Origin of the sequence: Leptolyngbya subtilissima AS-A7 (assembly GCF_039962255.1) — a bacterium.
GTDB lineage: Bacteria > Cyanobacteriota > Cyanobacteriia > Phormidesmidales > Phormidesmidaceae > Nodosilinea.
Genome location: NZ_JAMPKY010000007.1, coordinates 177,354 through 199,176 on the forward strand (window position 1 = coordinate 177,354; position 21,823 = coordinate 199,176).

Consider the following 21,823-nt stretch of genomic DNA (forward strand, 5'->3'; position numbering starts at 1 on the left):
AGGCGGCGACTAGCATAATTAACTGCTGTATCGTTCTTACTCCCCACCCTCCCACCCCCCACCCTTACTCCCCCACCCCTATCCCCACCGTGAGCCTAAAAACCCTCGTCGAAAATTCCCTCAAGTCGCTCAATATTGCGACCAACGGCAGCACCGCCTTCTCGCCGGACCAGTTTGATGCCGACGTGATGACCACCTACGGGCGCTTCCCCATCGCGCTAACCAAGGGCCGAGGCAGCTTTGTTTGGGATGATCAGGGCCGTCGCTACCTCGATTTTGTGGCCGGCATCGCCACCTGCACCCTGGGCCATGCCCACCCAGCTATGGTCGAGGCCGTGACTCGGCAGATTCAAACCCTGCACCATGTGTCGAACCTCTACTACATCCCTGAGCAGGGGGAGCTGGCCCACTGGTTGGTGGAGCATTCCTGCTGCGATCGCGTCTTTTTCTGCAACTCCGGCGCCGAGGCCAACGAGGGGGCGATCAAGCTGGCCCGCAAGTACGCCCACACCCAGCGGGGCATCAATAATCCGCTGATTATTACCGCCCAGGCCAGCTTCCACGGGCGCACCCTGGCCACCATCACCGCCACCGGCCAGCCCAAGTACCAAAAGAACTTTGACCCGCTCATGCCGGGGTTCGCCTACGTCCCCTATAACGACATCGCGGCCCTAGAGGCGCTAGTTGCTGAGTTGGATGCTGAGACGCCCCAAGTCGCCGCCATTATGCTAGAGGCCCTACAAGGTGAAGGGGGCGTCTGCCCTGGTGATACTGCCTACTTCCAGCGCATCCGCCAGCTCTGCGACGAGAAAGGCATTCTGCTGATTCTCGACGAAGTGCAGGTGGGCGTCGGTCGCACCGGCACTCTCTGGGGGTTTGAGAATCTGGGCATTGAACCCGATATCTTCACCTCAGCCAAGGGATTAGGGGGCGGCATTCCTATTGGGGCGCTGCTGTGCAAAGCCTCCTGCGCGGTGTTTGAACCCGGCGACCACGCCAGCACCTTTGGCGGCAACCCCTTCGCCTGTAAGGTGGGCCTCACGGTGTGCGAAACTTTGGAGTCTGAGAACCTGCTGAGCAATGTGAAACTGCGCGGTGAGCAGCTGCGGTTTGGCCTGCAACGCCTGGTGCAGCAGTACCCAGCCCTGCTAGAGCAGGTGCGCGGCTGGGGGCTGATCAATGGCCTAGTACTTCAGCCCAACTCCACCATTAAGTCAGTGGATATAGTCAAAGCGGCGATGGATGAAGGTTTGCTGCTGGTGCCCGCTGGACCGCAGGTGGTGCGCTTTGTGCCACCGCTGAACGTCAGTGCTGACGAGGTGCAGCAGGCGCTCATGGCGGTGGAGAAAGCTGTGGCCATGCTGGTTAAGCGGGAGCATGCTTAGTACACGCTTGAGTTCATTATTAGGTCGTTAGGACGCTCTGTTCACTCCGCCCTAACTCCAAAATAGCCGGCGGCTTTCCCCTCTGGGGACGCTTCGTGTTGGTAATGCTTGCCACCAAGACAAACAGCTCCATTAGCCAACGGCTATTTTTTTTAAGCAACTCCGATCGCGGGTGAAGATACTCAAGCTCAAAAGCCTCCTCTTCGAGGAGGCTTTTGCTAATTCTGGTTCTATTCTTCTAGGTTGGTGTCTGGGTCAAGGGGTATGCCAATCGGGTCAGTATTGGGTAAGGTGCCTTGCATACCCTCACCTGGGATATCAGGATTGTTCTGCAAGTTAACCTGTCCCTGCTCGGAGGATTGATCCACTGTAGACGGCCCGCTGACTGTGGCAACGTCTGCTGTTTTGGCGTCTCCACTGGTAGAGGCGGTTGAGAAATTGGTGGCAATCGGAGACTCAACCGGATCGCCCTCGGGTTGGGCTTCGCCAGCGGCAGCATGGGCGTCAAGCATAGCGCTGCCGGAGGCATTAGTAGGTGCCATCAGCTGGGCGTGCTCTGACGCAATGACGGCCTGGTCAGGATTGGTCTGCTGATTGGATAGTGTGGGTTCAGACATGGGTTTATACCGGGTTAGGAACAATTAATAGCTTTGGGAAATGGCTGTGGTCAGCAGCCAGCTTGTAACCCTCTGACCTGCGACAATCATGGTCGCAAGGGCGGGATGCTTAGACGCTTTCACGTATAGGCTGCCTGTGCGGATCCAGCCTTTGTGGGTGCCTCGCTCATGCATGCCGTCCTCAGGCCGATAGAGGGCGTTGTCCTCACGCTCGCGGGAGGAGCGATTAGCGTGATGAGAGGGGTAGGTCCAAAATTCCATCAGCTTGTCCATAAGGCGCTCCGGGTTAGGACTGGGCAGTCAACCAAGTCATCGCTTCACGGGAAATATCAGCAGGAACTGTGTGCCCGCCATTAAATTCTCGATAGCGGGTGTCGTAGTGCGCCTGCTGCAATTGTGGGACGATTCTACGGCTGCAACTGTCGATCGGTAGCACCGGGTCTTGGGTACCGTGGGAGATGAAGATATGGGGTTCTCCTCGCTGGGCTGCGGGAGCCATAAAACCAGGGGAAAAAGCTATTACATGGGTAAATAAATCCCCGTTGGTAATGCCCACCGAGAGTGCATAGGAAGCCCCATCGGAAAAACCTGCGATCGCAACTCGGCTCGGGTCTATTGCGTAGCGCCTAAAGGTCTGGGCCAGCGCCCGATCCATCACAGCAATATCGGGGCCATAGTCGCCGAGAATGTCATCCCAGGTGCGCCCCCGTGACTCCACAGCCAGCGGTATCAGCCCATAGGTGTCGGCTAGCCCTGCCAAAATTCTGAGTGCCCCTTCCGCATCGCCGCCTGCACCGTGGAGCATCAGCACCAAAGGCACTGGGGTATCGGGCTGATAGCCTTTGGGCACATAGATAAACCCATCTCGCTGGCTTTCCAACTCTAGGGGATGTAAGCCTCTAGCAGCCCCTGCTTCAGTGGGCGGACTGGGGCGAGAAAGAAGAAAACCTGTTTCCTGTTGTGTGCTGTTCACAAGCTGTGTGCTTCCTGAGATATGGTCGGCTGTGCAGGCCGCTAGCGCAGCAACAGCACCCACCAATCCCCTCTTAAGAAGTCTTCGCCGCGTCAGAGTTAAGGGACTGTTCATCACTTCCCTTGGGCACGTTTTCTAGACAACCAAAAGATGATGTTGAGAGGATGAAAACAGTCTAAAAAGATACCCGTAGTGACGGCCTCTTACTAACAGCCTTTTAAGGCTAGAAACTTCTCTATCTAATGGAATATCTAGATATTCAGGCTATGTTTTTTGAACAGATTTTCTGCTGCTAGAAAGTGAAAGATTGGCAAATTTTAGGTCGTTTTACTCACCGCACCAATAGGTTTATCGATTACTTTCAAATCTAGTGCTACTGCCGCAACAGAAGCAATCACAATCAGCCATAAAAGAGGCCAGGGTTTAATACCCTGGCCTCTTTTATGGCTTACCCTTTAAACAAGGGCTAATCCACTCGCTCTAGCAATCGTAGTAGAGAGCCAGTTCGTAGGGGTGGGGCCGCAGGCGCATGGGGTTAACTTCGTTGTCGAGCTTGTACTCGATCCAGTTGCTGATGAAATCTTCGGTGAAGACGCCAGTGCTGGTCAAGAAGCTGTGGTCAGCTTCGAGGGCCTTGAGGGCATCCAGCAGCGAGCCGGGGGTAGACGGAATCTTCGCTAGCTCCTCGGGACTGAGGTCGTAGATATCCACATCCAGCGGGTCGCCGGGATCGATTTGGTTTTTGATGCCGTCGATACCAGCGCAGAGCATGGCTGCAAACGCCAGGTAGGGGTTCGAGGTGGCGTCGGGGCAGCGGAACTCAAGGCGCTTGGCCTTGGGGTTGTCGCCCGAGAGGGGAATGCGCACGGAGGCCGAGCGGTTGCCCTGGGAGTAGGCCAAGTTCACCGGCGCTTCAAAGCCGGGCACCAGACGCTTGTAGGAGTTGGTGGTGGGGTTGGTTAGCGCCAACAGGGCGGGGGCGTGCTTGAGAATGCCGCCGATGTACCACAGAGCCATCTGGCTCAAGCCGGCATAGCGATCGCCCGCAAACAGAGGCTCACCGTTGTTCCAGATTGACTGGTGGGTGTGCATGCCAGAGCCGTTGTCGTTAAACAGAGGCTTGGGCATGAAGGTGACGGTCTTGCCCCACTTCTTGGCGACGTTCTTAATGCAGTACTTGTAGATCATCAGCCAGTCAGCGGCCTCGATCAGCCGACCAAAGCGAATGCCCAGCTCGCACTGACCACCGGTAGCCACTTCGTGGTGGTGCTTCTCGATCGGCACGCCCAGCTTGGCCATGGTCAGCAGCATTTCGCTGCGCATGTCTTGGGAGGTGTCGGTGGGGGCGACGGGGAAGTAGCCCTCCTTGTAGCGGGGTTTGTAGCCCAGGTTGCCGCCTACTTCTTCACGGCCAGTATTCCAGCGGCCCTCGACGCTATCGACGTAGTAGTAGGCCGAGTGCTCGTTTTGGTCGAAGCGCACGTCATCAAAGATGAAGAACTCAGCTTCGGGGCCAAAGAAGGCGGTGTCGCCCAGACCGGTGGACTTGAGGTACTCGATCGCCTTGGTTGCGATCGCCCGAGGGCAGCGAGCATAGAGTTCTCCGGTGCGGGGCTCCTTAATGGTGCAGATCATGCTCAGGGTCGGCTCCGCCATGAAGGGGTCGATCCAGGCGGTGTTGGGATCGGGCACCATCATCATGTCTGATTCGTTGATGGCCTTCCAACCCCGAATGCTGGAGCCGTCAAAAGCTACCCCATCGGTAAAACTGCTCTCGTCAATCTGGCTCTTGTGCAGAGTGAGGTGCTGCCAGATACCCGGCATGTCAATAAATTTCAGATCAATTAACTCAATGCCGTCATCCTCAATCCATTTCAGGATGTCTGCTGGGGTTGCCATGAACTACTCCTTAGCCTCTTTAGCGTTCAAACGTGGGGAAACCGATTTAACTCGTCGTAGATGATGCCCTGGCTCCGTCCCAATTTCCCTGCCAAATCGGCAAGGCTGCAACAGGCAAGCCCTATACAACACCGGTTTGTTGGCACGGGCACTCTGACCCTGCTGGTTCCACAGGTATCAACTCATCAGAATTATCCTAGGGAGAGGGGTTAGCCCGTTTTGTATCACCTAATACTTTTTGTCAGGGAAAGCCAACAAAAGCGCTAGGTCAGTCCATGATGTTTTGTAACAATTCGCTCATAAAGCCCCGCCTCTGACGGGCCTGAGCAACCCAGGGGTTAGGCCCCCGTGGTAAACTTCTTCGAAGATTAAACCTGGCAATTTATCAGGGTTTTGGCCCTTAGGGTTAGAGCCTTTAGCCAGAGACGGGCAGCCTGCGCCTGCCACCATTTATAAAATGCTGTTTGCCAAGTGAGAGTTGGGAGAAACCACCTATGCGGGACGCTGTCACCACGCTAATCAAGAATTACGACAACACTGGACGCTATCTCGATAGCAGCGCCCTCGACTCTATTAAGTCCTACTTTGACAGCGGTCTCGATCGCATCAAGGCGGCGGCAATCATCAGCGCTAACGCCGCTGGCATTGTCAAAGAAGCAGGGGTTACCCTGTTTGCGCAAGTCCCTGAGCTGATTCGCCCCGGCGGCAATGCCTACACCACCCGCCGCTACGCTGCCTGCCTGCGCGATATGGACTACTACCTGCGCTATAGCAGCTATGCCCTAGTAGCTGGCAACCCCGACGTGCTCGACGAACGTGTGCTGACCGGGCTGCGCGAAACCTACAACTCCCTGGGCGTGCCCATTGCCCCTACGGTGATCGGCATTCAGCTGATGAAGGACCTCGTGAAGGCCAAGGTGCAAGAAGCGGGCGTAGCCGATCCCTCCGTGGTCGACTATCCCTTCGACTACATCACCCGTTCGATCAGCGAGACCAGCATCTAAGCGAAATCGGAGGAATGGTGTAGCGAACGGCTGCTTCGTGACGCCCCTTCCCCTGGCTCTGGGTATAGACTTTGGCACCTCTGGGGTGCGTGCCGCTGTGGTCAATCCACAGCGGCATTTGTGCTGGCAATATCGCCAGAGCTACCCCGACTTGCCGGCTCCAGAGTGCTGGCGGCAGGGGCTCTTTGCCCTGCTAGAGGCGCTGCCGAGGGCGATCGCTCCCCAGATCGGCCGAGTGGCGATCGATGGCACCTCGGCCACCGTGCTGCTGTGCGATCAAGCGGGGGAATCGCTTACTACCCCACTGCTCTACAACCATCCCTGTAGAGAATCTTTGGCAACCGTCAAAGCCTTGGCCTCTGCTCAGAGCCCCGCTGCCAGCGCCACGTCGAGCCTGGCCAAGCTGGTGTGGTGGCATCAGACGTTGCCTTCCTCAATCTGGAATCAAGCGACGTATTTACTGCACCAGGCCGACTGGCTTAGCGCTCAGCTCCACGGTCAATGGGGGCTGAGCGACTACCACAACAGCCTCAAGCTGGGCTACGACGTGGGCGATCTCAGCTATCCCGCCTGGATGCAAGGGCAGCCGTGGAGTCGGGTGCTGCCTCGCGTGCTGGCACCGGGAGAATTAGTGGGGTGCGTGACGGAAACCGTCGCCCAGCGGTTTGGCCTATCGCCCCAGTGTCAAGTATTCGCAGGCACCACCGACAGCATTGCGGCTTTCTTGGCCAGCGGCGCGATCGCCCCAGGCGATGGGGTCACATCCCTGGGCTCAACCTTGGCCATCAAGCTGCTCAGCGACCAGCGCGTCGATATAGGCGACTATGGCATCTACAGCCACCGGCTAGGAAGCCACTGGCTAGTAGGCGGTGCCTCTAACAGCGGCGGTGCCGTGCTTGAAAAATTTTTTGACCGAGAGGCTTTAGCCACCCTGAGTCAGCGCATCGATCCAGCCGTGCCCACGGAGCTAGACTACTACCCCTTGGTGCAGCCAGGGGAGCGCTTTCCCATCAATGACCCCACCCTGGCTCCGCGTCTCTCGCCGCGCCCTGAGGATGACACCGCGTTTTTGCACGGCCTGCTAATGGGCATTGCCCGCATCGAGCAGCGCGGGTACGAGTTGCTCACCCAGCATGGGGCATCGCCCCTACGGCAAATTTTCACGGCTGGGGGCGGTGCCGCCAATGAGACCTGGCGTCAGCTGCGAGCTACCCTGCTGCCAGTGCCCATCAAAAACGCCGCCCCGGTGGAGGCGGCGGTCGGTAGTGCTTATTTGGCGCTGGGGTGGCTAAAGGATACGATTGAGTGATCCTTAAAGCGGGTGAAGGGGCGCGATCGCTCTGCCTTGCCCCCAGCTGCTCGGCTACGAATTAAGCTTATTGTCCCGGCGATATTGCAGGTAAGCCGCAACGAAAAGCCCGGCCAGGGTGACAGGAATAAACCCTAGAACAATGCCACTTAGCAAAGGCTCAACCACAGCAATACTCCTTGTCTCAACAAAAATCTATGGTCTAACCATAACACTAATCAGGGCCTGAACTCAGGCCTTCAACCGCTAACCCCATGCCGGTCTGTCAGTTTAAGCACCCCGGTCGAACTAGCGCTCTGGCGCGATCGCAAACGCAAGTTAGTGGCTTCGTTACCAATGCTGAAAAGAAGCTATTTCAACGGGAAGGTTTTTGGGGTCAAGCTTGGCCTTGGCGATAGTGTAGGCAGGCCGCAACCAGAGCTTGCGCGACCTCTGGACAGCCGCCCCAGTGCAGGTGCAGGTATGAGGCATGAATACGATGCGATCCCCAGCCCTCAGCGGCATGGCGCTGCGTTGCTCCGTAGCGCTTGAGTTGATACAGCGGCGAGGGAGATGGTGTTTCTGCCTCGGAGCGGTGAAACTCGTGCCCCCATATAGTTTGACCGCTCTGCAAGAGTAAGCTGTCTTGTTCTGCCAAGGCGTGACGGTAGCCCAGGGTGAGTCGTCCGGTCATGCGCACGCTGGTGGGCAGCACTCCGACCATAGGCCAGGCGTTGTCGTTTAGATCGACCAGGGTAGTGGCTAAATACATCAACCCGCCGCACTCAGCGTAGATAGGTAAGCCTCGACAAATGAGGGCGTTGAGCATTGAGCGCAAGCCCTGGTTAGCGGCTAGTTCCGCCCCAAATATTTCGGGAAAGCCGCCGCCGAAGTACAAGCCATCGGCATCGGCAGGAGGCTGGGCGTCCCGCAGCGGGCTCCAGGGAATAATCTCGGCCCCCAGGGCGGTGAGAATGTCGAGGTTGTCGGGGTAGTAGAAGCTGAAGGCGGGGTCTTGGGCGATCGCGATGCGGGGAGTGGGGGAGTGGGAGAGTGAGAGGGTGGGAGAGTGGGAGGGTGGGAGAGTGGGAGGGTAGGGAGTGGGGTTGGAAACAAGAAGGGGGGTGAGGGCGGGCCAGTCGAAGGAGGTGTGGCCGAGGTGGGCGAGGCGGGTGAGGATGTCGGGAAGTTGGGGGAGTTCGGCGGTGGGGACTAGGCCTAGATGGCGATCGGGAAGGGCGATCGCCGTTTGCCGGCGCAATACGCCAAGAATCGGCAGATCGATGCTGGCTAGGGCATCGGTGAGGAGTTCGAGGTGGCGATCGCTGCCGACTCGATTCAGCACCACCCCAGCTAGTTTCACCTGAGGATCCAGCGTACGGTAGCCGTGAATAATCGCCAGCACCGATCGCGACAGGCGGCTGCAATCGACCACTAGCAACACGGGCAGGTTCAGCAGCCGGGCGATATGGGCAGTGCTGGCGACATCTGAGAGCCCAGACGCGCCGTCAAAGAGACCCATGACCCCTTCGACCAAAGCAAAGTCGGCCCCTTGGCAGCGGTGGGCAAAGCACTGCTGCACGTAGGTTTCTGAAGTCAAAATGGGGTCGAGGTTGTAGCAGGGTCGCCCAGTGGCCTGCTGGTGGAACATCGGGTCAATGTAGTCTGGCCCCACCTTAAACGACTGCACCCGGGGCGATTTTTGCGCTAGGGCCGCCAATAGCGCCAGGGTGACGGTGGTTTTACCTACACCGCTGCGCTCGCCTGCGATCACTAGGCCGCCGGGGCTAGCCGCTGTACTCAAGACCCTGCCCTCATGGTGAGCTTCCTACGGTTAAATCTGTGCAAACCATCTTATCGAGGGACGGGTACCGACGGTGGCGGTTGGGTAGTCTTGAAATATCTACGGTACGGGATAGGCCCAATGCGATGACGACGCCTTCGCTACTGGAGCAGGCCAAGGATGGGGATGCGGCAGCGATCGCCGCCCTGCTCACCCACGCCCTCAAGCCCAGGGGCATTACCGTACGGGGCGATCGCCATAGCTACTGTTTGCAGCTGTGGTTTAGCGGCAGCCCCGCCCCACCCCAATCGACAACGGTGGCCTACGTCCGCCGCACAATGGCAAAATTGCAGCCCTCCGTCATTGGTATTGTGCAACTCCACGGCACACAAACAGGCGAAACTCAGCCTGTTTGGACTGAGGAAATTGCCCTGCTGTCGCTGTTCTCAAAAGCTCCCCTATCTGACGAGTCACAGGCCTGTGAGACGCTAACCTCTACAAATGGGGGCAGAGCTGCTACCCCGGCCCCCCCAGAGCCAGTAGCAGTAGTTCGCGCCTACAAGGAACTGGGGCTATCCCTGGGAGACCCGCTGCCTCAGATAGAGGCTGTGTATTTTAAGCGCCGAGCGGAGCTGCTTTACCGGGGCGATCGCGCCGCCCTAGAGCCCCTCAAGTGGGCCTTCACCACCCTCAAGACTCATCTAGAGCAGAGTGTTGTCGCCGAGGTCGCCCCCACTAGCACCACTTTGCTAGAAGCAGATCTCCCTACAAATCCAGGACCGGGGCGGCGATCGCGACCCCGACAGACCAAGCCCCAGCCTGACCCACCAGCAGACGATACCGATTTGCTGTCATTTCAGAATCGCTACAGTAACGGGCTGATCTTCCCCGGCCTGATGCTGCTGGGAATGCTGATGAACGCCATGCCCATCGTCAATGCGCTGCTGTTCGGCATCAAAATTTGGATCCATGAGTTTGGCCACGCCACCGTGGCATGGCTGTCGGGGCGGCAGGCGCTACCCCTGCCCATCGGCTGGACGAGCTACAACCCCCAGCGATCGGTTTTGGTCTACCTTGCCATTCTGGTGCTGCTAGGTTTGCTTTTTTGGGCTGGACGACGCGAGGCCCAGCGCTGGCCAATGGTGCTGGCTGCGACGCTAGCTGTGGTGCAGTTTTATATGACCTGGCTGCTGCCTGCCGATCGCTTTGAGATGCTGATGGCCTTTGGCGGCGTGGGGGGCGAAATTTATCTGTCCGCCCTGCTGATGGTGGGATTCTACTTCCCCCTGCCCAACTACTTTCGGTGGGATTTTTATCGCTTTCCGGTAGTGCTGGGGGCGGCCTTTTGCTTTTGGGGTCAGGTGTGGCTGTGGCAGCAAGTGCCCAAGGGCAAAGCCTCAATTCCCTTTGGCAGCCTGTGGGGCGAAGCCGAGCACGGCGACATGAACCAGCTGATCGACATTCATGGCTGGATGCCGGGTGACATCATTGGCACCTATAGCACCCTAACCCACCTCTGCCTGCTGGGAATCATCGGGGTCTACGGGTACAAGCTATTTCGGCAGCACCGTGAGATTTTTATTGCTCTTGGGCGGCAGTGGTTACCCTAGCGATGCCACTCGGTGACGCCGCCGGGCTTATCGATCAAAGTAATGCCCTCGGCCTGGAGTAGGTCGCGGATGCGATCGCCCTCGGCAAAGTCTTTCGCCGCCCTGGCCTCGCGCCGCTGGGTCAGCAGCGCCTCAACCTCGGTATCCGACAGCCCGCCTTCGGTGGATACCTCAACCTCAGGCCGAGCTTCTAACCCCAGCACCTGAGCTAGGCACACCAGGGTTTGCCACTGCTGACGAAGAACATCGCTAGGAGTGTCGGCTTCGCCCGTGTGGGTGATCAGATTCCCTGCGCGGCGCAGGTCTTTGGCCAGGTCAAACAGCACCGCCAGTCCCCCAGCGGTGTTGAAGTCATCGTCCATCGCGGCTTGGAAGGTTTGTACCGGATCACTCTCCCGGTCAATGCGCATGGCTGCTGGGTCACCAAAGGCGGAGTCCTCAACATCGACCCAGCCAAGTTTGGCCCCATACTGATAGCCAAACAGCAGCCCGTCCACGAGCGTGCCCCAGCTGGTTTGGGCGGCAGCGATCGCCTCATCAGTAAAATCCACCGGCTTGCGGTAGCTGCCCTGGAGCAAAAACAGCCGCACTGCCATAGGGTCTGGGGCATTAGGCGCATCCAGCAAATCTCGAATGGTGGTGAAGTTGCCGAGAGATTTTGACATCTTCTCACCGCCCACGTTCACCATCCCGTTGTGCATCCAGTAGCGCGACAGGGGATGGCCGGTGGCTGCCTCCGACTGAGCGATCTCGTTCTCGTGGTGGGGAAACACCAGGTCGCTGCCGCCCACGTGGATGTCGATGGTGTCGCCGAGGCGATCGCGAATCATTGCCGAGCACTCGATGTGCCAGCCCGGTCGTCCCGGCCCCCAAGGCGACTCCCAAAAAGGTTCACCTTCTTTAGCACCCTTCCACAGGGCAAAGTCGAAGGGGTCTTGCTTGATGACATCTTCCCCCGTTACCCGACCGCTAGCTCCGGCCTGCATATCATCGAGATTGCGACCCGAGAGCTTGCCGTAGCCCTCAAATTTGCGCACTGAGTAATACACATCACCGTTGGCGGGATAGGCGAAGCCCTTCTGCTCTAGCTCACCAATCAGCCGCTGAATGCCGTCCAGGGTTTGGGTAGCGTAGGTATATTCGTCGGCCTCCACCACGTTCAAACGAGCAATATCTTCCAAATACGCTTGGGTATAGCGCTCCGCCACCGTCTGCATAGAAGACTCTTCTGACTTGGCGCGGTTGAGGATTTTGTCGTCAATGTCAGTAAAGTTTTGCACATAGTGGACGGCGTAGCCCCGCCACAGCAGGTAGCGTCGCACCGTATCCCACGCCACGTAGCAGCGGGCGTGGCCCAAGTGCGAATAGTCATATACCGTGACGCCGCAGCAGTAAATTTTCACCCGGCCCGGCTCTAGGGTTTCAAAGGGTTCCTTCTTACGGGTCAGAGTGTTGTAAAGGACAATGCTCATGGCAGGGCGAGGCAACGGCGCAGAATGCCCAGTATATAAGTTTATAAAAGGCGCTAACAGAACGATTCAACACTGAAACTGCCCTGGGTGCAACGCAGCACTCAGGTGTTGCAGATCGCTAGACTAGCTCATCACAGAGCTTAGATTCAAAATTGCTCGCTCTCACCGCAGCACCTCCACCAGGGTTTTGACGACGGTGCTGCTCTTCCAGTAGCCGCTGTGGGCATCGCCACCCCACAGCAGAGGCAGCCGTCCCCAGGTAATGGGCAAGCCGCGGTGCTCGGTAATCACATCTCGCAAATGCACATAGAGCTGAGCGTTGCCCATCAGCCGAGGCATGAGTCCCTGTAGGGGATAGGCAATCGGGTCACCGGGGTGCAGGTAGTTGTACCAAGGCAGCGCTTTCTTGCCTCGCTGGTGGTATAGGGTTTGCAGCATTGCTCGCAAATCCTTCGTCAAGTCATGGGTGCTATCGCCGGTCACCGACAGCAGGCTAAACAGTGCGATCGGCGACCCTAGGGTGTGCACGCTGGAAATATGTATTCCTCGCCCCGGCTCTTGGCCCAGACCAAACAGGGTATTGCGCAGCTGGGTTACCGTTTGCCGAGTTTGGCGGGTGCTGGCGTCTTTGTCCAAACTGGGGTCATCCCAGCGGGTGGCAAACAGCAGGTCGAAGAGAATGACGCTGCCCAGGCTGTGGGTGACAATGTGGAGGCGATCGCCCGGCTGCGCCCCTTGCAGAACCGGCAAAGCGATTTGCTGAAACCGCTGCACCACCTGAGCCCCCACGTGGCGGCTGAGGTATAGGGCCGCATCGCCCGCAAACTCAACCACCTCTCTGATGCGAAAGTCGGTCAGCCATAGGTTGCGCCACTGGGGAGAGGCTTCAAGCCCCTGGCGTAGGCTGGCCTGGGGCTGCACGTTCAAGTCGCCCCAGAATACGACGATGGGTTTAATCGTGCGTCCGTTACTACCGATGCTTCGCTGCACGTTCTGGAGCAGTTCCTGAACGGTGCGGTTAAACGCCTCAGGCTGACGCTGCTTGACGCCGTGAACAAATAAAACGTAGTCGGTGGCCATAGCAGTGTTCTCCAGGGGCAATGGGTAATACAGCTTACCTGCGCACCACCAGGTCGCAAGCATCGCTCTATAGCTACAGGAGTAGCGGCAACATTTCAGAAGATTGACGCTGGCAGAATGCAGGATACCTGTAGGCTGGGGGATTGGTTTGGCCTAAGTCAACCTGTAAGCTCAAATATATAGGATTTGATTTGAATACGTTGGGAGCCATGGTTAGTCGATCCAGCCTGTGTCGGATAGTTGTAGCCACGCTGATGGTGCTAACCCTTTGTCTCAGCTGGGTGGGCCCGGCCCAAGCCACCAGCTACGATCGCCAAAACCTGAGAAAGACCGACTGGTCTAACCAAGACCTGCGCGACAACAACTACACCCGCGCCGACATGGCCGACGCCGACATGAGCCACGCCAACCTGCGCGGGGTTCGCCTGTTTGACACCACCTTGGCCCGCGCCAACATGGAAGGAGCCGATATGACCGGAGCCACCCTAGATGGGGCCCGTTTCTTTCAGGCGAACCTCACCAACGTCATTCTGGAAGGGGCCTACGCCTTTGGCACCGACTTTCGCGAAGCCATTATTGATGGAGCCGACTTTACCGATGTGCTCCTCGACCCCAAGGTCAACAAAATGCTATGCGATGTGGCCAAGGGCACTAATCCAGTCACGAAACGCAACACCCGCGATACTCTCTACTGCTCATAGGTTTAGATCAGTTCCCGCTGGGAGTGATCCTGTAATTGCGATCGCCCACAGCTAAAACTGGGACGGCAAGCTGGCCTATAGCGATCGCCTGACTACTGATGAAAATGTCCTGACCTTTGTGGCAACGGCTATGAGGTAACCAATCAGAAAAAACCCCTACGCTGAACTCAGCGCAGGGGCTAAAGGCACGAACTTCAGGCGGTCAAGCTCCCCTACGCCGCAACGGGCTCAGCCGAGTTGATCGTAATGACCAAGTCGTTAAAGTCATTGTCAGAAAGGTCTTCGAAGCCCCAAACGTTGCCGTTGCGTTGAATGCGAGACTCACCGATGGTAGCCAGGTTATTGATATCACCATCCACCAGCAGCACAGGGGCATAGTAGGTGCCACCGGGCAGGGTCAGTTTGACACTGTCAGTCACCAGGTTGTCGACAAACAGCTCGGCATCGAGCAGGTTGGCGGCAACAGCTGTCTCATAACCAGCATCTCCGGCCACAAGGCCATCTACGCGCCCCTGGGCATCGGTTTCGTAGAACCGCAGCACGTTATCGAAGGTTGCTTCACGGGTCACAGTAATATCAACAACGACATCACCGTCGATACCAGTCAGATCAACCAGTTCAGCCACAGGTGGCTCAAACGCCTCATCCCCAAACAACGTGCGATACATCATCTCGTAAATGAAGGTGTTGTCTAGGGTAGAAGGCAGCAGGTCGGCATTGAGACCATAAGCTTTAGACACAATGCTGCCGGGAAAGTCGGGGGTGCCCACCCAGGCCACACCGAAGTTGCCCATTGGGCCATCGATGCTGTCGGTAGCCGCAAAGGAATCCCAGGGGAACTCCACACTGCCGGTGCTGCCGGTAGCGCCATCCAGAAAGACAGGAGTACCTGCTTCGGTGGTGGGGTTGGCGTAGATAAACGGAACCTCAGCTTCCTCTGCACCCAGAGCCGGTCCTGAGACAGGGTTACCTGAGGGGCGGGTGTAGGGGGCAAACTGGAACACCTGTAGACCGCCCGCATCGCTGTCGGCAGCGGTGACGACTAGGGTATTGGGGTCAACGTTATCGACGTAGTCCATGGCGACGCCAATGGCGGCATCGGCTCGGCGCACGGCTTCGATCGTGCCTGCCGCATTGTTGCTGTTGGCAAAGTTGTCGGTGCCCTCTTCTTCCAACACCACAAAAAAGCCATCGGGATCGTTGGAGACCAGTTTGAGGGTGGCGTCCAGCATTTCGGCAACAGTGGGAGCGGTCGCTACGTAGAGGGGTAGGGGAGAGTCTGTATTCAGCCCTAGGTCCTCTTCGGTGGTAGCGTCAAAGGTGGCATCGGCAGCAAAGACACCCAGCAGCTTTTCGGGAGGGTTGTTGCCATTGACCACCGCGTTCATCTGCTCCTCGGTGTAGACCACGGTGTAGCCCAGGGATTCTGCCAGTTCAATCAGATTTGTCTCAGGGCGGCGCTCGGGCCGGGTTTCAGCCGCATCAATTTCGGCGGTGACGTGGAAGCCGGTGGTGCCGACGGGCAGCATGTATAGCTCACCACCGCCCAGAATGACGTTGGTGCCAGAGCGAATGGTCTGCTCGATGATTTCGGCGTACTTGTCGCGGGCGCGGATGTCGTCACCGTCACGGTTGGTGGTGGCGGCGGTAAAGGCAGCGGTGCCCGGCTCGGCCATTTGACCCGATTGAATCAGCGCGGTGGCTTTGCCCGCCTCGATCGCCTCTTCCAGAATGGTTTTGCCCACGTTGCCCGAGGCCGGCACCACAACGGAGTTGTCTTCTTCCAAACCAAAGGACTCGTTGAAGACCTTGACCCCATTAGCGTGGGTGACGGCCCCGGCGTTGGAGGTACCGGTGAGCTGGTTTTCCATGTGGCCTAGGTAGACCCCAGCGTTGGACATTTTGTCCCAGTTGAGGCGACCATCGGGGCCGAGGTCGACGTTGCGCAGCGCCATATAGTGGGAGGGGCTGGTGCCGTCGGGGTGGATGAAGATGACGTTGCCAGTCTCGGCGGTAGGGGCGGGTGCCACCTTAGTTTGGTCAGGAATGCGCGGCTCAAGCTCGACATCGAACAGAGTTTCGTACATCAACTCGTAGATGCCGGTGTTGTCGACGGTGACGGGTAGCTTGTCGGCGTTGAGCCCCTCGGCCTTAGAGACAATCGAGCCAGCAAAGTCAGGGGTACCAGCCCAACCTACAGCGAAGGGGAATTCATCGCCGTTAGCATCCGGGGCAGCCACAAAGGGCAAGGTGCCCACGCCGCCCACGCCATCCAAAGGCACCGGACGGTCTTCGAGGGTGGGGTTGTTGTTGACGGTGCCCACGGGCTCAGCGGGGTCTACGTCAGTAACCTGTAAGCCACCGGCATCGCTGTCGGCAGCGGTAATGATCAGAGTATTTTCGTAGCGGCCGAGAAAGTCTTGGGCAACGCCGATCGCCGCATCGGCCCGCCGCACTCCCTCAATGGTGCCAGCGGCGTTGTTGTTGTTGCCAAAGTTGTCAGAGCCCTCTTCTTCGACGATCGCGATCGAGCCATTCTCAAAGTTGGGATGGGCCTCCATCAGCTGTTGGGTGACCTCCAGCATTTCGGCCAGGGTGGGCGCCGTCTCTAGGTAGAGGGGCAAACCACCCTCAGCCAGCACTTCTTCGGGGCGATCGTTGAAGGTGTGAACGGGCGCGAACACCCCCAGCACCTTTTGGGGCGTTGCCGACTGCTCCAGCAGGGCATAGAGCTCATCGCGGGTATAAACCACGGTGTAGCCCAGGGACTCAGCTAGCTCAATCAGGTTTTCAGAGGGGCGACGGACGGAGTCGCTGGCGATCGCGTCGTATTCCGCAGCGGTGCCGTGAAAGCCGTCAGTGCCCACCGGCAGCAGCGTGACTTCGCCCCCGGCCAAGATAAAGTCCACTCCAGACTCAATCACCTGCTTGGCGATTTCAGCGGTTTGACTCCGAGGCACAACCGTTCTACCATCGACTTCAACATTGCCGGTCTCAGCTACAAAGGCCGCCGTACCCGGTTCGAAGATCGCCCCAGACTGCACCAGCGCGGTGACCTTGCCTGCGTCGATCGCCTCCTCAACGATGGTTTTGCCCGTGTTGCCCGAGAGCGGCGTAATCTCCGAGCCATTTTGCTCTAGACCAAAGGATTCGGCATACACCTTAGCCCCAGTAGCGTGGGTGACAGCACCCGCATTGGAGGTGCCGCCCAGCTGGTCTTCCATATGCCCTAGGTAGACCCCGGCATAGTCCAGGTTGTCCCAATTAAGGCGACCATCGGGGCCTAGATCGGCAAATCGCGCCGCGGCGTAGTGAGATGGGCTAGCTCCATCAGGGTGAATGAAGATAACGTGGTTGTTGGCCATTGGTATGCTTCCTTACAGATTGTGTCTCTAGAACCGGGCAAGCTCTACGCAGCAACCTTTCGTCTCGCCTGGCCCATCCCAAGCGCTGCAAACCTGGCAAAGCGCACTAAAGCAGGCCACACCGGTTGCGACCGTGCGACGTCTCATTGCCTGAGACTGATACCTCAGGGTTGAGACAAAGGTTAGAGTGGGGCAACTCCCCAATCGCGTTAGAGGGGCTTAAGACTGAGCGTCGAGATCCGGTTACTGCTTGACCGCCGCTTGATAATCTCTCACAGCAACTTTAAAGAGAAGCTGACATCGGGTTAACGGATGCCCCGTAATTGGTTTAATCATTTCGAAAAGTTCTTAACCGCAAGTTCCATCCCACCCCACCAACCTGTTCAGATAGTCCTTTCAGGTCAATGGAGTGAGATGGGAACTGGCTTAGCTTCAAGCCATTTAAGCAACGGCCTCAGCCGAGTTGACGGTGACGATTAGGTCGTTGAAGTCGAAGTCGGTGAGATCTTCGAAGCTCCAAACGTTCCCGTTGCGCTCAATGCGAGACTGCCCCAGAGCCGCATCGTCGATCGTGACCAGGTTCTCAGGGTTGCCCTGAATCAACAGCGCTGGCGCGTAGTAAGTGCCACCCACCAGCAGAATGGATTGATCGACAACGCTGAGATTGTCGAGGGTTAAGCCGTCTGCATCGAGCAGGTTAGCCGCAACCGCTGCTTCATAACCGGCTTCACCGGGTAGAAGCCCATCCACAGCGCCCCGAGCATCGGTCTCATAAAATTTCAAGATGTTGTCGTAGGTCGCTTCGCGGCTCAGGGTAACATTCACGGCCACATCGCCATCAAACCCGGTTAGGTCAACTAGCTCCGTGACAGCGTCTCCAGCCAATCCAGCGACACCCAAACGAGGGTCGAGGTTTAAAGGCTGATCGAGCTGAAGTTCGATAATTTCGTTGTTGTCAATTCCCGGTGGACGGCCCACCGAGAAGGGGTAGTTGTTGTCGTTGGCCACCAGGATGGTGTCGGCATCGAGCACCAAGACATCCTCAATCGTTTGGAAGGGGAAGTCAAAGGTGGTGCTGCCGTCGCCATTGAGATCGTTGGGGTCGCTCACGTTCAGCAGATCAACCAGCTCTTCTTTTTTGACAAAGCCTTCGTTGTCGAGCTGAGACAGGTCAACTTTGAAGATCTTCTTGAACTCGGCGGCCTCGCCCTGGTTGTTATCGCGCTCAATTACGAGAAACTCGTTGGCGTTGATGGGGGTGAAGTCGCCGATCGCATGGCTAGTTGACTCCAGCTGATACAGACCTACCACTCCCTCAAAGGAACTGTTGGCCACGTCGAATTCGTAGATGCGCAGGGAGCCAGGGGGGTCACCGACGACAGTGCCCTCCAGCATCGGGTATAGGGTGGTGCGATCGGGGCTAAAGGCCATGCCCTCAAAGCCTTGGGAACGGTTGAGGTTTGCCACTGCCGGCTCTTCAATGAAAGTGCTGCGGGCGGTAAAGCCGGTGCCAGGGAAATCGGTGAAGAAGCCGTCTACCCCTAGCTCGATGAACTGCTCATATTCATTGAGGGGGTCGCCCTCGTAGCTGTCAGGCAGGAAGAAGCTCTCATTCCGCAGGGTATAGAGGTGAACCAGTAACCCAGCGTCATGGGCGTCTTGAATCAGGGTGGTAGGGATGCCAGTGACGCGATCGCCATCGCTAATCGCTCCATCGCCATTCAGGTCATCAGGCTGGCCGTTACTATCAGCATCCACCGTACTCAGCGGCACAATGCGCTGTTTGTTGGGGCCAATGCCAGCGGCATACCCAGCAATTTCTGCCAGGCCAGCGGGGGTAGACAGGTCAGTGTAGGTGCGAGCGTCGCCAGCAACCACAAAGTCGTAGGGCTGCCCCGAACCGCCAAACAGCTGCACTAGGGGAATGTCGATCGCCGCAGCGGGCATGATCGTGTCGTTCAGCGCCTTCAGGTTTGCCACCTCAAAGGACTGGATGTAAACCCGGCTGGGGTCGGTGAAGCCTTCTGCCACTAGGGTTTCCACCAGGATTTCGCTGGTGTTGAAGCCCTGCTGCTCAAAGAAGGTGGGGTGCTTGGTTTCGGGATAGATGCCGATTTTGCGTCCGGTTTCCGCCTCGACCTCTTGCACTAGGTCGATCACCTCCGCCAGGGTGGGCACCTTCAGGCCATCGTTGTTAAATTCGGTACCCCGAATCGCCGGAATCCGCTCAATGGCGTTGAGCTGCTTGACCTCCGCCAAAGTAAAGTCTTCGGCAAACCAGCCGCCCCGCAGAACGCCGTCCAGGTTTTTCACCGTCAGGCGATCGGCAAACTCAGCCCGCAGGTAAACATCGGTGCTGGTGTCGGTGGTGTTGAGCACGGGGTTACCGCTGGCGTCCAGCTGAATGGTGCCGTCAGGATTCAGCGCCACCACCCCTAGCATGGGTTCGTGACGAGCGATCAGCACACCGTCTTTGGTAACTACCAAGTCAGGCTCGATAAAGTCTGCCCCCTGGGCGATCGCCAGCTTGTAAGCCTCTAGGGTATGCTCAGGCCGCTCACCCGATGCCCCCCGGTGCCCAATCACAATGGGAGCACCGCCAGTTAGCGTATCGAACTCTGTAGTGGCCAGCACTTCAGGGTTTTGGGGCGAGCGAACAAAGTCACTGGTGATTTGATCACGCACCAGATCCCCCGTGCCGGGGAAGTCGGTAAAGTAGCCATCCACACCCAGGTTGATGAACTGCTCATATTCCTTGTTGGGGTTGCCCTGATAGTCGGCCGCCAAAAATCGCCCCTCGTTGCGGAAGGTGTAAGCATGGACAAACAGCCCCGCATCATGGGCATCAGGAATCAGCGTGGATGGGGCAGTGGTTATTTTGTCCGCATCGTTGACGGCGCCATCGCCGTTCACATCGTCCGCTGCACCGTCGCCATTGGCATCAACCCCTTCGACCGACACAATCATTCGCTTCCAGGGGCCGATGCCGTCGGCATAAGTGGCAATTTCGGCTAGCCCTTCAGCGGTTTGCAAATCGCCGTAGGTGCGGCTGTCGCCGTTAACCGCAAAGTCGTAGGGACGAGCATTGACATCCTCGTAAATGAGTGACCCATCTAGGGCCACGTCGTAGGCATCTAGCAACTGCACCAGAGGAATATCGGTCTTATTGTTGAGCTCCTTGAGGTTGGAGACCTCAAAGGATTGGATAAAGACGCGGCTGGGGTCGGTAAAGCCCGTTGACTCTAGGGTCGCCAGCAGGGGCTCTTCTAGAGACAGACCCAGGTCGTCGTGGTAGGTGGGGTGCTTAGTTTCAGGATAGATGCCGATCTTTTTACCGGTATCCGCCTCAACCTGCTTGACCAGGTTAATCACCTCTTCGAAGGTTGGGATCTGGAATACGCCATCAAACGCATCGGTGCGGTAGCCCTGTGGCATGATGGCGCGCAGGGTCTTGATTTCTTCAAGGGTAAAGTCGGAGGCAAAGAATTCGTTTTCGTAGGTGACGCCATCGATCACACCTGTGCGCTTGCGATCGGCAAACTCGGGGCGGCTAGCGACATCCGTGGTGCCTCCGAGAATGGGCTCGTGGCGAGCGATCAACACGCCATCTTTGGTGGCTACCAGGTCGGGCTCGATAAAGTCGGCCCCACGGGCGATCGCCAGACTATAGGCCTCTAGCGTGTGCTCTGGCAATTCACCACTCGCACCCCGGTGTCCAATCACTAGCGGAGCTTCGCCGTTGAGAGTGCTCAAAGGTTTGATATTGGGAGTAGCAATAGGCGCATCTAGCAGCACACCAGTAGCGTCAAAGTGCAGCAGGTAAGGGCCAAACTCATCGCCAATCCAGATTTCACCGTTGCCGTCAATGACAAACGATTCCACATCAAAGTCAGCGCCAGTGAGAAAACGCTCTGTCGTCTCCCCATTCACAATGTCAAAGGGAATCAGGTTGTTGGGGTCGCTGAGCTGCACAAAGCCCTGAATATCGACACTGCCATCCCCACCTTCTGACCCAGCTAAGCTCGGGTCAGCCTGATACAGCCGCAGCAGGTAGTCAGCACTGTTGGTCTTAGCGCCAAAGCCGTTGTCTGAGAGGAACCAAAAAGTCGAGCCATCGCTACCGGGAGCAAACTGAACGCCGCTGAAGCCTTGAATAGGCTGACCATCGAAGGGGCCAGTGCGACCATTGCCGGTGACGGGTGCGCCAGTGCCATCGTTGCCGCCAGCGGCAGGGCCTTCGGCAAAGGTGTCAGCGGGCAGTGAGGCAAAGCCAGTCAGCTCTGCACCCTGGGTTGTATCTAAATTCATAGCTGTCAGGCTCTCCCAAGTGACTCGTTGTAGTCCGTTCAAACAGGCATCAAAATCTTTTGCTGAGCTATCAACTCAGCAAGTTGTTTTCACCCCAATTTCCAGGGAAGATGCTCTCACAAAAGCTTTGAGGTGAGATTAAATGTGGGCTACCTTAGGGTTAACTTTGTTTCCCTATAAGTTAAGGAATTGTTTAAGGAGGGATTTATTATAGACTTAGCCACCTATGGATCCTGCCTGCCCCTTTGAAGTAGAAGATTGCTTAAGATTGAAGCCCTTATTTGCTGCAAACGTCTTGGTTTAGAAAGTTTCGATGTCGTCAAATCATCTTTCTTAGC

Annotated in this window: 15 protein-coding genes; 5 read left to right on the forward strand and 10 right to left on the reverse strand. The window is 57.5% G+C overall.

Translation table 11 applies throughout. The features are described 5' to 3' along the window. Positions 1 to 89: 89 nt before the first annotated feature. The gene (locus tag NC979_RS16300; RefSeq protein ID WP_190517448.1) at positions 90 to 1,385 is read left to right on the forward strand and encodes an aspartate aminotransferase family protein; all 1,296 of its coding nucleotides are present in this window, start codon (positions 90 to 92) and stop codon (positions 1,383 to 1,385) included. Between the two features lie 230 nt (positions 1,386 to 1,615). Here the strand turns inward: NC979_RS16300 and NC979_RS16305 are convergent, their stop codons facing one another. The 4 genes from NC979_RS16305 to glnA all read right to left on the reverse strand — a co-directional run bounded on the left by NC979_RS16305 (position 1,616) and on the right by glnA (position 4,874). Further along, positions 1,616 to 2,002, reverse strand: a complete 387-nt coding sequence (locus NC979_RS16305; RefSeq protein ID WP_190517451.1) for a hypothetical protein — start codon at positions 2,000 to 2,002, stop codon at positions 1,616 to 1,618. 24 nt (positions 2,003 to 2,026) lie between these two features. Then, entirely contained in the window at positions 2,027 to 2,263 is a 237-nt protein-coding gene (locus tag NC979_RS16310) for a hypothetical protein (RefSeq protein WP_348253798.1), read from the reverse strand. Positions 2,264 to 2,288: 25 nt separating this feature from the next. Further along, entirely contained in the window at positions 2,289 to 2,975 is a 687-nt protein-coding gene (locus tag NC979_RS16315; RefSeq protein ID WP_199308747.1) for an alpha/beta hydrolase-fold protein, read from the reverse strand. A gap of 480 nt (positions 2,976 to 3,455) precedes the next feature. Beyond that, positions 3,456 to 4,874, reverse strand: coding sequence for a type I glutamate--ammonia ligase (gene glnA / locus NC979_RS16320; protein ID WP_190517459.1), 1,419 nt, complete (start codon positions 4,872 to 4,874; stop codon positions 3,456 to 3,458). 494 nt (positions 4,875 to 5,368) lie between these two features. Between glnA and apcB the strand changes: the two genes are divergently transcribed. Both apcB and NC979_RS16330 read left to right on the forward strand, forming a co-directional pair. Continuing rightward, positions 5,369 to 5,878 (forward strand): allophycocyanin subunit beta, encoded by a 510-nt coding sequence (gene apcB, locus NC979_RS16325; protein ID WP_190517462.1) that lies wholly within the window; start codon positions 5,369 to 5,371, stop codon positions 5,876 to 5,878. Between the two features lie 37 nt (positions 5,879 to 5,915). Then, positions 5,916 to 7,187, forward strand: coding sequence for an FGGY-family carbohydrate kinase (locus NC979_RS16330; RefSeq protein ID WP_347403912.1), 1,272 nt, complete (start codon positions 5,916 to 5,918; stop codon positions 7,185 to 7,187). Positions 7,188 to 7,241: 54 nt separating this feature from the next. Here NC979_RS16330 and petG read toward each other — a convergent pair whose 3' ends face one another. Continuing rightward, complete coding sequence (gene petG, locus NC979_RS16335) at positions 7,242 to 7,355, reverse strand: cytochrome b6-f complex subunit V (protein ID WP_190517464.1); 114 nt, start codon at positions 7,353 to 7,355, stop codon at positions 7,242 to 7,244. A 208-nt stretch (positions 7,356 to 7,563) separates the two neighbouring features. Further along, positions 7,564 to 8,970, reverse strand: a complete 1,407-nt coding sequence (locus NC979_RS16340; RefSeq protein WP_190517467.1) for a cobyrinic acid a,c-diamide synthase CobB — start codon at positions 8,968 to 8,970, stop codon at positions 7,564 to 7,566. A 125-nt stretch (positions 8,971 to 9,095) separates the two neighbouring features. On the opposite strand from NC979_RS16340, the gene NC979_RS16345 reads away from it, so the two are divergent. Then, positions 9,096 to 10,559, forward strand: a complete 1,464-nt coding sequence (locus NC979_RS16345) for a hypothetical protein (protein ID WP_190517469.1) — start codon at positions 9,096 to 9,098, stop codon at positions 10,557 to 10,559. Here the strand turns inward: NC979_RS16345 and cysS are convergent. Continuing rightward, entirely contained in the window at positions 10,556 to 12,031 is a 1,476-nt protein-coding gene (gene cysS, locus NC979_RS16350; RefSeq protein ID WP_190517471.1) for a cysteine--tRNA ligase, read from the reverse strand. The two genes, NC979_RS16345 and cysS, sit on opposite strands and share 4 nt — an antisense overlap. Positions 12,032 to 12,193: 162 nt before the next feature. Continuing rightward, positions 12,194 to 13,111, reverse strand: a complete 918-nt coding sequence (locus tag NC979_RS16355) for a hypothetical protein (protein ID WP_190517473.1) — start codon at positions 13,109 to 13,111, stop codon at positions 12,194 to 12,196. 209 nt (positions 13,112 to 13,320) lie between these two features. Between NC979_RS16355 and NC979_RS16360 the strand changes: the two genes are divergently transcribed. Further along, positions 13,321 to 13,812 (forward strand): pentapeptide repeat-containing protein, encoded by a 492-nt coding sequence (locus tag NC979_RS16360; RefSeq protein ID WP_190517475.1) that lies wholly within the window; start codon positions 13,321 to 13,323, stop codon positions 13,810 to 13,812. A gap of 212 nt (positions 13,813 to 14,024) precedes the next feature. Here NC979_RS16360 and NC979_RS16365 read toward each other — a convergent pair whose 3' ends face one another. Both NC979_RS16365 and NC979_RS16370 read right to left on the reverse strand, forming a co-directional pair. Beyond that, positions 14,025 to 17,177: an alkaline phosphatase gene (locus NC979_RS16365; RefSeq protein WP_190517477.1), complete on the reverse strand. Its 3,153-nt coding sequence runs from the start codon at positions 17,175 to 17,177 to the stop codon at positions 14,025 to 14,027. A 441-nt stretch (positions 17,178 to 17,618) separates the two neighbouring features. Beyond that, positions 17,619 to 21,485 carry a glycerophosphodiester phosphodiesterase family protein gene (locus NC979_RS16370; RefSeq protein WP_190517479.1) on the reverse strand — a complete coding sequence of 1,289 codons (3,867 nt, stop codon included), beginning with the start codon at positions 21,483 to 21,485 and terminating at the stop codon, positions 17,619 to 17,621. Between the last annotated feature and the right edge of the window lie 338 nt (positions 21,486 to 21,823).